The organism is Acinetobacter terrestris (assembly GCF_004331155.1).
Taxonomy (GTDB): domain Bacteria; phylum Pseudomonadota; class Gammaproteobacteria; order Pseudomonadales; family Moraxellaceae; genus Acinetobacter; species Acinetobacter terrestris.
The window spans coordinates 56,640-69,940 of sequence record NZ_SJNZ01000017.1 but is presented as its reverse complement, the minus strand read 5'-3'; the positions used below and the strand labels follow the sequence as shown (position 1 = coordinate 69,940).

Annotated in this window: 8 protein-coding genes; 7 read left to right on the top strand and 1 reads right to left on the bottom strand. The window is 43.6% G+C overall.

Annotated features, from left to right (window positions below; translation table 11 throughout):
• The 4 genes from E0H81_RS10810 to nirD form a co-directional block, all read left to right on the top strand.
• The coding region (locus E0H81_RS10810) for a transposase (RefSeq protein WP_165492617.1) at positions 1-246 on the top strand (246 nt) is incomplete at its 5' end.
• Between the two features lie 219 nt (positions 247-465).
• Positions 466-1,812 carry an MFS transporter gene (locus E0H81_RS10805; RefSeq protein WP_131318830.1) on the top strand — a complete coding sequence of 449 codons (1,347 nt, stop codon included), beginning with the start codon at positions 466-468 and terminating at the stop codon, positions 1,810-1,812.
• A 24-nt stretch (positions 1,813-1,836) separates the two neighbouring features.
• A complete protein-coding gene (gene nirB, locus E0H81_RS10800; RefSeq protein ID WP_131318828.1) occupies positions 1,837-4,383 on the top strand; it encodes a nitrite reductase large subunit NirB in 2,547 nt (848 codons plus the stop codon).
• Between the two features lie 38 nt (positions 4,384-4,421).
• Positions 4,422-6,047 (top strand): nitrite reductase small subunit NirD, encoded by a 1,626-nt coding sequence (gene nirD, locus E0H81_RS10795; RefSeq protein WP_131318826.1) that lies wholly within the window; start codon positions 4,422-4,424, stop codon positions 6,045-6,047.
• 437 nt (positions 6,048-6,484) lie between these two features.
• Here nirD and cynS read toward each other — a convergent pair whose 3' ends face one another.
• Entirely contained in the window at positions 6,485-6,934 is a 450-nt protein-coding gene (cynS, locus tag E0H81_RS10790) for a cyanase (RefSeq protein ID WP_131318824.1), read from the bottom strand.
• 340 nt (positions 6,935-7,274) lie between these two features.
• Between cynS and E0H81_RS10785 the strand changes: the two genes are divergently transcribed.
• The 3 genes from E0H81_RS10785 to E0H81_RS10775 all read left to right on the top strand — a co-directional run bounded on the left by E0H81_RS10785 (position 7,275) and on the right by E0H81_RS10775 (position 13,300).
• Positions 7,275-8,084 (top strand): formate/nitrite transporter family protein, encoded by an 810-nt coding sequence (locus E0H81_RS10785; protein WP_131318822.1) that lies wholly within the window; start codon positions 7,275-7,277, stop codon positions 8,082-8,084.
• Between the two features lie 61 nt (positions 8,085-8,145).
• Complete coding sequence (locus E0H81_RS10780) at positions 8,146-9,873, top strand: bifunctional protein-serine/threonine kinase/phosphatase (RefSeq protein ID WP_131318832.1); 1,728 nt, start codon at positions 8,146-8,148, stop codon at positions 9,871-9,873.
• A 646-nt stretch (positions 9,874-10,519) separates the two neighbouring features.
• The gene (locus tag E0H81_RS10775; RefSeq protein WP_131318820.1) at positions 10,520-13,300 is read left to right on the top strand and encodes a nitrate reductase; all 2,781 of its coding nucleotides are present in this window, start codon (positions 10,520-10,522) and stop codon (positions 13,298-13,300) included.
• The last annotated feature ends 1 nt before the right edge of the window (position 13,301 follow it).

Here is a 13,301-nt window from a genome sequence, read left to right as displayed (position 1 = left end):
GATTCAGACAATTTCAGGAATCAAATTGAATCAACAAAAACAAAGCCCAATATTCCAAGAAAATCGAACACTAAGTCTACCAATGAGCACATGGACTGGTATCTTTATAAAATCAGGCATTTAGTTGAAAATGCATTTTGTAGGCTCAAGCAATTTAGAGGAATTGCTACCCGATATGACAAGTTAAAGCGTAATTATCAAAGTGCTGTTGCTCTTGCTTGTATTTTTATATGGTTGCCACTTTAGAACAATTTATGCACTACAAATGTCAACACACCCTAATAAAAAATATAAAGTTAAGGATATTTTTAAAATCTTGGCACAGGGATTGCATTATTCCTAGCGAGTCAAAGACGACTCTATAAAATTTGTAGACGGCCAACGATGTCCGCTCTGATCGAATCTGGTATGCAGCGATCCGCATAGCAGATAACCCTATACGTTCAGTTCAGGAAGGAGAAGGCCATGTCTTCAAATTTATATGAAAAAAAAGCCACAAAAATAAGTCTTTTTAACTTCAGCAGCGCAGCGATGAGAGCCTTCCACATGAGTTGGCTCGCTTTTTTTGTCTGCTTCTTTGCATGGTTTGCCTGTGCACCGCTTATGCCTGTGATTGCAGGTGAGTTTCACTTAACCAAAGATCAAATCGCCAATATCAATATTGCCGCAGTCGCAATTACCATTCTGGTTCGTCTGGTGGTTGGACCTCTGTGTGACAAATACGGTCCACGCAAAACCTATACCGCATTGCTGATCATCGGCAGTATTCCGGTTTTTGGTGTGGCTTCTGCCAACAGCTATGAATCTTTTCTGTTCTTCCGCTTATTGATTGGTGCCATTGGTGCCAGCTTTGTCATCACCCAGTATCACACCAGCATCATGTTTGCCCCGAATGTGGTCGGTACTGCCAATGCTGCATCAGCGGGTTGGGGGAATGCCGGCGGTGGTGCAACCCAGGCGCTGATGCCGTTAATGCTTGCTGCCTTGGTGATGTTTGGTGTTGAACAGGCGATGGGCTGGAGAATTGCTTTATTGGTGCCGGGGATTCTGATGATTATTGTCGGTGCAATGTACTGGAAATTTACCCAAGACTGTCCACAAGGCAACTTTAAAGAACTTCGTGCACAAGGCATTCAAGTCGGTAGCGATAAAAAAGGCGGTGTGGCGATTCTGATGCATGCTGCACGCAATTACCGAGTGTGGATTTTATTTGGTGCTTATGCAGCGTGTTTCGGTATCGAAATCTTTATTCATAACATCGTGGCGATGTACTACGTTGAACATTTTAGCTTTGGTTTAAAAGAAGCAGGCCTGGCAGCAGGGATTTTCGGTTTACTGGCGCTGTTCGCCCGTGCTTTGGGTGGAATTGTTTCAGACAAAGTTGCAATGAAAAAAGGCCTGGATGGTCGTACTAAAGTGCTGTTCGGCATGATCCTGATGGAAGGTTTGTTCCTGATCTTGTTCTCACAAATGAATACCGCAGTTCTCGCAATTCTGGTCATGACCGTATTTGCACTGTTTACGCATATGGCATGTGGCGCAACGTATGCCCTAGTGCCATTCATTGACCGTGATGCCTTGGGTGGTGTAGCCGGCATCATTGGCGCAGGCGGTAACGTCGGTGCAGTCGCAGCAGGTTTCTTACTCAAAGGTATGCTGGATATTCAAACTTGTTTGATGGCACTCGGTGGATTGGTCGTGATTGCAGCAAGCTTTGTACTGATGATTCGCTTCTCGGTTGAGCATAAACAGAAAGAACAAAAACTGTTTGAAGATGCAGTGCTTGAACGTAACAACATGGCGCAAGGTTAAGGAAAGGGATTAAGGAGAATTGATATGAAATTAGTCATGATTGGTCACGGTATGGTAGGGCACAAGTTCATTGAATCGGTTCTTGAACATGCAGGTGACGAAGTTGAAATCACGATTCTGGCAGAAGAGCCACGTTTAGCCTATGACCGCGTGCATTTAACCGAATATTTCACTGGAAAATCTGCCAAAGACTTAACCCTTTGCCGTAGCGATTTTGCCGATGCGTATGGCATTGATTTACGCCTCAGCACTAAAGCCAATGCAATCGACACTTTAAATAAAACCGTCACTACCAATCATGGCGATGTGATTAGTTATGACAAGTTGGTACTGGCAACCGGTTCATATGCTTTTGTCCCTCCTATTCCAGGCAATGAGCGTGAGAACTGCTTTGTTTACCGCACCATTGAAGACTTGGATGCCATTCGTGCCGCGAGTTTAAATGCCAAAACCGGTGTGGTGATTGGTGGCGGTTTACTCGGTTTGGAAGCGGCCAAAGCCTTACGTGATTTAAACCTTGAAACCCACGTGGTCGAGTTTGCACCTCGCTTAATGGCGGTGCAAATTGATGACCTCGGCGGCAAGGTTTTACGGGCAAAAATCGAAAATCTAGGGGTGAAAGTTCATACTCAAAAAGCTACACAATGCATCGAAGCCGGTGAAAATACTACGCACGTGATGAAGTTTGGCGATGGTTCTGAACTTGCAACCGATATCGTTTTGTTCTCTGCCGGTATTCGCCCACGTGATGAATTGGCGCGTCAAAGCGGTCTGGTGCTTGGTGAGCGTGGCGGTATCGTGATCAATGATTATTGCCAAACTTCTGATGCTGACATTTATGCCATTGGTGAATGTGCACTGTGGCAAAATAAAATTTATGGCTTGGTGGCTCCGGGCTATGACATGGCACGTATTGCTGCGAAACATGTTATGGATCAAGCCTGCAATTCATTTGCCGGCGCGGATATGAGTACCAAGCTGAAACTGATGGGTGTTGATGTAGCATCGGTGGGTGATGCGCATGCCATGACGCCAAATGCCTTAAGTTATTTCTATGCCGATGAAGATGCCATGATTTATAAAAAAATCGTGGTGAATGCGGAAAAAACCAAGCTACTCGGTGCTGTTCTGGTGGGCTGTGCCAAAGAATATAACGACCTGCTACAAATGATGCTGAATGGCCTGGCTATACCAGAAAATCCGGAAAGCCTGATCATGCCGGGTTATGCACAGTCATCAGCGAAAACAGGCGGTAGCGGTGTTGATTTACTGCCAGAGAGCGCAACCATTTGTTCATGTAACAATGTTTCTAAAGCCGATATTTGCAGTGCTATTGCCGATGGTTCAACCTCTCTCGGTGCCTTGAAAAAATGTACCAAAGCCGCAACGGCTTGTGGTGGATGTGCACCTTTAGTTACTCAAGTATTGAAATCTGAATTGCAACGACAAGGGGTGACCGTAAACAATCACCTTTGTGAACACTTTGCCTATTCACGCCAAGAGCTATATCACCTGGTGCGGGTCAATGAAATCAAAACTTTTGATGATCTGATCGGGCAACATGGTCACGGTCTGGGCTGTGATATCTGTAAACCGACTGCGGCGAATATTTTGGCATCTTGCTGGAATGACTTTGTACTCAAACCAAGCCATGCAGGATTACAAGACAGTAATGACTACTATCTGGGCAATATCCAGAAAGATGGCTCTTATTCTGTGGTGCCGCGTATGGCAGGGGGTGAAGTTACCCCGGATGGTTTGATAGCCGTGGGCCAAGTTGCCAAAAAATATAATCTTTATACTAAAATTACCGGTGGTCAGCGTGTGGACTTATTTGGTGCGCAAGTGCATCAACTTCCGTTTATTTGGGAAGAGTTAATCGCGGCCGGTTTTGAGTCTGGTCATGCTTACGGTAAATCACTGCGTACCGTGAAGTCTTGTGTTGGCAGTACCTGGTGCCGTTATGGTGTCGATGATTCAATGGGCTTGGCCATCTTTCTGGAAAATCGCTACAAGGGCTTGCGTTCTCCACACAAACTCAAAATGGCCGTCTCTGGTTGTACCCGTGAATGTGCCGAAGCGCAAAGTAAAGATGTCGGCATCATCGCCACTGAAAAAGGCTGGAATATGTATGTTTGCGGGAATGGCGGGATGAAACCCCGTCATGCCGAACTGCTTGCTTCCGACCTGGATACCCAAACTTTAATTCGCTATATCGACCGGTTCTACATGTTCTACATTCAAACCGCAGATCGCCTGCAACGTACTTCGGTATGGCGTGACAACCTGGAAGGTGGTCTGGATTATCTAAAAGCCGTGGTAGTTGAAGATTCGTTGGGACTGGCTGCCGAGTTGGAACGCCGTATGGATCATGTAGTGGGAACCTATCAAGATGAATGGCGTACTGCGGTTGAAGATCCTGAAGTGCGTAAACGCTTCATCACTTTTATTAATGCCAAGGCTGAAAAACAGAATGATCCACATATTCAGTTTGCTGCTGAACGTGGACAAATTCGCCCAAAAACAGCAGGGGAACGAGATCTTAATCGTATTCCTGTGGTTGAAGCTTAAACAGTTGATGAAAGAAGCAAAAGAATAGGACGAAGAAAATGACGATTTTAAAAGAAATGAATGAGCTGGAATGGGTCGAAGTTTGCAGTCTGGATGACATCACACCGAATACCGGGGTGGGTGCATTGATCAACGATCAACAAATTGCACTGTTCCGTGTCGGCAATGAAAAACGCGTTTATGCCTTAAGTAACCAAGATCCGTTCAGTCAGGCCTATGTGATATCACGTGGCATTATCGGAGATTTACAGGGGGAGCGTGTGGTCGCTTCCCCGATTTATAAACAGCATTTCAGTCTGGCAACCGGACGCTGTCTGGAGGATAAAGACCAAAAGCTGCTGGTGTTTCCAAGCAAAATTGAACATGGCAAAGTCTGGGTTAGTCCAACCCCGCAAAAAACCTATATTACCAATAACGGCACCTCTCAAGAAAAAATGAAACTGGTGTTGGTTGGTAATGGTCTGGCGGGTATGCGTTGCCTGGAAGATTTACTGGATATGGCACCCGAGCGTTATGAAGTGACAGTCATTGGAGAAGAGCCGTGGGGCAACTATAACCGCATTATGCTCTCGCCAGTGTTGTCGGGTGATAAAACCATTGAAGACATCATGCTGCATCCGCATGCATGGTATAGCGACAAAGGGATTCGCTTCATTGCCGGTGATGCTGCGGTGAAGATCGACCGTCCACGTAAGCAGGTCTATACCGAAAAAGGTGAGATCGTTGATTATGACCGTTTGATTCTGGCTACGGGTTCCAAGCCATTTATTCCGCCCATTCCGGGCACAGATTTAAAAGGTGTGCTGAGCTTCCGTGATATTTACGATGTCAATAGCATGCTGGATTATTGCAAAACCCAGAAAAATGCCGTGGTGATTGGTGGCGGTTTACTGGGGCTTGAAGCAGCTTATGGACTGAAACAACGTGGCATGAATGTGACGGTTTTACATTTGATGGATCGCATTATGGAACGTCAATTGGATGGTCGTGCAAGCGGCTTGTTAAGACAAAGTATTGAAGCGAAGGGCATCAATATCATCACTCAAGCCAATACCGAGCAACTGATTGGCGAAGAGGGTCATGTCACGCAAATCAAATTGAAAGATGGCACCGTGTTGGATGCAGATCTGGTGGTTTTTGCCGTGGGGATTCGTCCGAATATGGCACTCGCGCAAAGTGCGGGTTTACGTTGTAACCGTGGTGTAATGGTAAATGACACCATGCAAACCTTTGACCCAAGCATTTATGCGGTGGGTGAATGTATTGAACACCGTGGTCAAACTTTTGGTCTGGTGGAACCACTTTGGGGTCAAGCTTTTATTTGTGCATCACATTTGGCCGAACATGGCAGCTTAACCTTTAAAGCACCGACGGTTCCAACCCAACTCAAGGTCAGTGGCTGCGATGTGTTTTCAGCAGGACGAATTGATTTGGAAAATAGCGAACCGCAAGAAGACTATGAAGACATTATTTTGAATGATGAAAAACGTCAGATTTATAAACGGATCATTATTCAAAAAGAGAAAGTCATTGGAGCGGTACTGTTTGGGGATACCGAAGATGGTGCCTGGTATGCAGAACTGATTTCTGATCAGACGCCAATTTCGAATATTCGTAATAAATTGCTGTTCGGTCGCGATTTTGCATTAAAGAAAGCAGGTTGATTCAATTGGCATCATTATGATGCGGGTTAAGCCCATCGCGCTATTCATTAAAACTACAGCATTTATATAAATACTGTAGTTTTTTTATTCACATCAGAAATTTCAAATGAGCCATGCTGATATTTATTTCTACATTTTTAAATGAGATTTAATTTTTATATTTTTTAATAGCTTTATTTTTATACTGGATTTGATCTAAATCATAATCAGTGTCTGATTAGTTATTAAATAAACTGGGTCTATTTTTTATTTTGAATAAAGAGTTAAGTGAGATAAATAGAAAATATACTTAAGTTCTTTTAACGAACGAGCACTAATATTTTAATAATTATCTGGCTATATGATGAATTAAATTGTTTAATGATTTTATTTTGTCGAATTGAAAGAATCAGTCAAAAAAAGCCATTTTAAAATAGCTTTTCAGTCGAGTTCTTTAATCAATAACTTTTATAGGGCAGGAATTTTCCGGAAAGCACCACATTAACCCGATCACCATTCGGATTGTTTTCGCGCTGAATATCCATACTAAAATCAATTGCACTCATAATTCCATCGCCAAACTCTTCATGAATCAGCTCTTTGATGGTGGTTCCATACACACTTACCACTTCGTACCAGCGATAAATTAATGGATCTGTGGGAACACTTGTCGGCAGTGAACCCTTATAAGGTACGATTTGTAGCCATGCTACGGCCTCATCACTCAAGTCAAAAATTTCACCAATTTTTTCTGCCTGCTGTTTATTAAAAGCCATTTGTCCCAGACAAGCCGAGGTTACCCACTCTTTAGACAGGCCAATTTCTTTAGCAACATCTGACCATTTAATCGATTTTAAAACTTTGGCAGATATAATCATGTCGGTGACTTGCTGACGATGGCTAATCATTTATTTTCTCCTTAAAGCATGATTTGAAATAATATAGAAGTACTTATATGGGTATTGTTAGTTGCATTATTTGTGCCAATATATTTTGCTGAAAGTTGATATTTTCATAGTGCTTAAACCTGAAAAGATAAATAGAAATTATTATATTTTGAAAGTTGGTATGATCTTTGCTTTTTAGTTAATCATTAAAGAATGGCAACGACGCCATTTCATTTAACATGATTATAGCTGTATTTCATTTCGGGCAATGGCGCCTAAGACTTAAAATAGGTCTTGGGCGCTTTTTTATTTACTGAAAAAGAAATGATTGCTTTAACCCATATATTAAGAGGTGAATGCGATGTCTTATCTCGCTCCTGCAGAGTTTGCACAAAAAGTGGTAGATGCTGGTGAAGCAAAACTTCATATGGCCACCCGCGATGTTTTAATTCGCTCATTTATGGCCGGTGCGATTTTGGCACTTGCCGCAGTATTTGCAGTCACCATCGCCGTGCAAACTGGCGTGCCACTGATTGGTGCGCTACTGTTCCCAGTGGGTTTTTGTATGTTGTATTTGCTGGGATATGACTTATTGACCGGAGTTTTTGTGCTCACTCCTTTGGCATGGCTAGATAAACGTCCAGGCGTGACCTGGAACCGTATTTTGAAAAACTGGGGCTTGGTTTTTCTGGGTAACTTTTCAGGCTGTCTGGTGGTGGCTTTTCTCATGGCGATTGTTTATACCTACGGCTTTGCTGCCGAGCCAAATAATGTCGGTTTGGCCATTGCGCATATCGGGGAAGCACGGACTTTAGGCTATGCCGAATACGGTTTTGCCGGTTGGATGACGATTTTTATCCGAGGCATGCTATGTAACTGGATGGTGTCGCTGGGGGTAATTGGGGCCATGATGTCGACCACCGTCAGTGGTAAATTTATTGCGATGTGGATGCCGGTCATGCTGTTTTTTGCCATGGGTTTTGAACATTCTGTGGTCAATATGTTCCTGTTCCCGTTTGCCATGATGATGGGCGGCGACTTTTCAATCATGGATTATTTCATTTGGAATGAATTACCTGTGGCGTTAGGTAATTTGGTCGGTGGTCTATCATTAACCGGACTGGCCTTGTATACCACTCATGTGCGTACTGCACCGAAAAAAGTTTTTTAATCTGAAATATTCTTACTCATCTCGGGATCAAGGATGATCTCATGCAATTGAGCCTCATATGATGCAAAAACAACTGGCTGTCCGTATTGGACAATGCACCGACTCAGGTCAAAAAAGCATGAATCAGGATTTTCATGGCGCAGGATTGCCAGAAAATTACCTATTACAACAAAAGGGCATAGTCTGTGCCATTGCCGATGGCATCAGCAGCAGTAATGTCAGTCATATCGCCAGTGAAACGGCAGTATCCAGTTTTATTAACGATTATTTTTCTACACCTGAATCATGGAGTGTAAAAACCTCTGCCGAGCGGGTCATTACTGCCACTAATTCCTGGCTATTTGCACAAACCCAGCAGAGTCAGGGCCGCTTCGATAAAGACCGCGGTTATGTATGCACCTTGAGTGCATTGGTGCTCAAACATGATCAAGCGCATCTATTCCATATAGGTGATGCGCGCATTTATCGCATTCAGGGACAGAAAATAGAGCATTTAACCACTGATCATCGTATCTCGCTGTCTTCTCAAGAAAGTTATTTAAGTCGTGCCTTGGGTGTCGGGCAAAAAGTAGAAGTGGATTATTTGAAACTTCAGCTTTATCCCGAAGATATTTTTCTGCTGATGACCGATGGGGTATATGAATACCTCAATCAAAGCGAGATTCTTGCTGCTTTATCCGCAGATCAAGACTTGAACCAGGTAGCGAAATGCCTGTTACAGAAGGCGCTGGCGAATGGCAGTACCGATAATTTAACCCTGCAGATTTTACAGGTCGATGCATTGCCGTCACAAGCAGGTGAATATTTCGATCCGCAATATAAGGATTTGCCGATGGCACCGGCTTTGCAGTCCGGCGATCTATTTGAAGATTATGTGGTAAAAAAGGTACTGCATCAGAATCATCGCAGCTGTTTATATTTGGCTCAGGATGCACACTCGCAGCAGCCCTTGGTCATTAAAGTCCCGGCAACCGATTTACAGCAACAGCCAAATGCCATGGAGCAGTTTTATTTGGAAGAGTGGGTGGCAAAACGTATTCAGAATGATTATGTCATGCGTGCCTATCCGCAACGCAGTGCTAAGCATTATCTCTATCAAACCTTTGAATACATAGAAGGCCAGAGCCTTAAGGCATGGTTAAAACAGCAAAACCAGACAGTCGAAGTGTCTAAAATAATAGATATTGTTGAACAGGTTGCCAAAGCGCTGAACGCATTTCATCGGTTGGAAATGCTGCATCAAGATATCCGCCCTGAAAATATTATGATCAATGCTGCATCTCAAATTAAACTCATTGATTTCGGTTCAACATCGGTCAAAGGGATTGCTGAATTTCAGCCTGAGCATGCAGATTTAGCTTTAGGTACGCTCGCCTATATGGCACCTGAATATTTTTTAGCTAAACCGGCAGGTAGCCGTTCTGATCAGTATTCACTGGCGGTGCTGACCTATTATCTGCTGACTCAACAACTACCTTATGGGACTGAAGTCGCCAAATGCACCACAAAAAAGCAGTTAAAAAAATTGCACTATTATCCTATGAGCCAATATAGAGCGGATATTCCTGCCTGGTTTGAGGCCGCAGTGCAAAAAGCTTTACATTCTGAAGCAGCGCAGCGGTATTCGGCTTTGTCAGAATTTATTTATGACTTAAAACATCCCAATCCGCGCTTTCTCAAGCAGCAAAAAATCGCCTTGATTGAAAGAAATCCGGTGCTGTTTTGGCGAAATTTATCCCTGATCTTAATTCTGCTGATCATGGGGCATTTATTGTTACGATACTTTTAACTTGTAAAGCTGAAAGTTGGCGATCACACAATTTGCACAATCGCTTAAGCGCTTTAGAAAATTTAAACCCATCAAAAATGAACTGCACAGTTGCACCAGTTTAAGGCTGATGGCGCCACAACTACACAAGAGATTAACTTTGATCTTTATCTCTAAGCGATAGATAAATATTTTATTTTTGATTTTCAATCACTAAATATAATTTTGAAAAACTTTGGCACAATCATTGCAATATTTAATTTGAGCTAAAGACAGCTCATTCAATTATAAGACGGCCAACGATGTCCGTTCTGATCGGTTGTTATTGCTTAAGGCAGATAACAGTAAAGACCATATGTTCAGTTCATCAAGGAGAAGGCCGTGTTTGTCCCTATTAAGCAGAATAAAACGGGTTGTTTTCGTTCTGGCACTACTGTTGCCATTAAGATGGCATTCCTGATTTTTATGATGATTTTTGTGATGGGTTTCTGGCTCAGGCTTCAACAAAAACAATTATGTTGCCTTGGAAAAAAGCACTTTAATTCTATTTATTCTCGTGGCCAGACTCAAATACAACCCGACCATGATGCAATGACATTGCACGATATCTTCACAGGGTACATCTTCCAATACATCATTTTTCTGAATCAGCCAAAGGAGCATTTATATGCCTAGTATCCCGGTAATGGAACTGCATAGCTCCACAGAAATAAAGACTAAAATCACCAATACCACCTGTCCCTATTGTGGTGTGGGTTGTGGCGTGACTGCGACTGTACAGGACACAGCTTTAGGGCAAAAAGTCACTGTTGAAGGCGATATTCAGCATCCATCCAATTATGGCAAGCTCTGCATTAAAGGCAGCAATCTGGCTGATACATTGGGGCTGGAAACGCGTGTCCTCCGTCCAATGTTCGGTCGAAAGAACCAGCGTAAAATCACGGACTGGAATACAGCAACCGATTTAATTGCCGATAAATTCCAGCAATGTATTGATCAATATGGCCGTGACAGTATTGCTTTTTACGTCTCTGGGCAATTGCTGACTGAAGACTATTATGTAGTGAATAAATTCGTTAAAGGTTACCTAGGTACAGCCAATATCGATACCAATTCAAGACTCTGTATGTCATCTGCGGTTGCGGCACACAAACGTGCTTTTGGCGAAGATATTGTCCCGGCAAGTTATGAAGATTTTGAACATACCGAGATGGTGGTGCTGGTCGGTTCAAATACGGCATGGTGTCATCCGGTGTTGTACCAGCGCATCATGAAAGCCAAAGAGCAACGTGACCTGTTTGTGGTGGTGATTGATCCACGTTTTACCAGTACCTGCGAGGCAGCAGACTTGCATTTGCCGATTTTACCGGGTCAAGATGTCGCATTATTTAACGGCTTATTGCAGTATCTATCGAAAAATTGTCATGCTGATCAAAGTTTTATTGCTGCACATACCCAAGGTTTGGAACAGGCTTTAGCACAAAGTCAAAGCGAATCATCTATTGAAGATGTTGCTCATCGCACAGGGATTTCTCTCGAAAAACTGCAACAATTTTATGAAAAATTTGCCCAAACAGAAAAAGTCATGACCCTGTTTTCAATGGGGGTGAATCAATCTTCCCAAGGCGTGAACAAAGCCAACAGCATTAGCAATTGTCATTTATTTACGGGGAAAATTGGCAAGCTTGGTGCTGCACCATTTTCCATGACTGGACAGCCGAATGCCATGGGTGGCCGTGAAGTAGGAGGACTCGCCAATATGTTGGCAGCGCATTTAGAACTGGAAAATGCGAGCCATCAGCAACTGGGGCAAAACTTTTGGCAAAGTCCCTATATCGCCAAGCAAGCGGGTTTCAAGGCAGTCGATTTATTTCATGCGGTGGAAAGTGGCAAGATTAAAGCCATCTGGATTATGGCCACCAATCCAGTAGTGAGTCTGCCCGATGCAGATCAAGTGAAACGCGCCTTAGAAAAATGTGAATTTGTGGTGGTGTCCGATATTTGCCAAGACACTGACACGACCCAATATGCCGATGTTCTTTTACCGGCTTTAGGATGGGGCGAAAAAGACGGCACGGTCACCAATTCAGAACGCCGTATTTCCAGACAGCGTGCTTTTTTAGCTGAGCCAGTGGAGGCAAAAGCAGATTGGTGGGCGATCAGTCAGATCGCAAAAAAAATGGGATTTCATGGTTTTGATTTTAACAATAGCCATGAAATCTTTTTGGAACATGCACGATTATCCGCTGAACAAAATTCAGATCTCGATCACCGAAGTGAAACGCCCAATTTCCGTTATTTTAATTTAAATGGCTTAACAGATTTAACAGAAGTTGAATATGACGAACTGAAACCGGTGCAGTGGCCAGTTTGGACAAAAGATCAACAAGAGGGTGTAGTCGCTCGGTTGTATGCCCAAGGGCAGTTTAGCCATGCAGATCGCAAGGCTAAATTTATTGCCATTACTGCAATTAATCCGGTCAATCAAACTTGTAAAGAATTCCCTTTAGTTTTAAATACCGGGCGTATCCGTGACCAATGGCACACCATGAGCCGTACTAGTTTATCTGCAAATTTAAGTAGCCATCGGGCAGAACCGTATTGTGAAATCCATCCGCATGATGCCTTGAAATATGGGATCAAAGATAAGGAGTTGGTGGAAGTCAAATCCAAGTGGGGCAACTGCGTTTTACGTGCCACGGTCAGTGACGATATTCGCCGTGGACAGGTTTTTGCGCCGATTCACTGGAACGATCAGGTCGCATCCGATGCCCGTATTGGTAAAGTGGTCAATCCTGTGGTGGATGCCATTTCAGGTGAACCTGAGTTTAAACATACGCCTGTGATCATTCATCCATTTTATAGCCAGTGGCAAGGCGTGTTTTATGTGCGTCAGGGCTTTGAAAAAGTTGTGCAATCCTCCATTGAAAATACGGTGTGGTGGACGAAAATTACCACGGCCAAAGCTGTGCGCTATGAACTGGCAGACCGCAGAAAATTCACCCAGACCACCGAGCATTTAAAAGAGCTGTTACCGTTTCAGGATGAAAGCTTTGAATGGCTGAATATTGAAGATCAGACCGCGCATATCAGCCATAGTGTCGTGCTGAAAGATGGGCATTTGATTGCGAGTTTATATATCACGCCTTATGCACTCTTGCCAGATCGGGATTGGGTGGCGAGCCTGTTTAAGCGTGAGCGCTTAAGTGCCATGCACCGTAAGGCGCTACTTGCCGGACAACCGATGTCGATGGCCAATAATGAAGGGCCGTTGGTGTGTAGCTGCTTTAAGGTCGGTAAAAACCGCATTATTGAAACCATTAAAAGCCAAAATATCACCGATGAAAAACAAGTCACGGCATGCCTGAAAGCAGGGGGTAATTGCGGTTCATGCTTACCTGAAATTCGAGGCCTGATTAAAGCCTGTCAAGCGGAGGCAGTAGAATGAA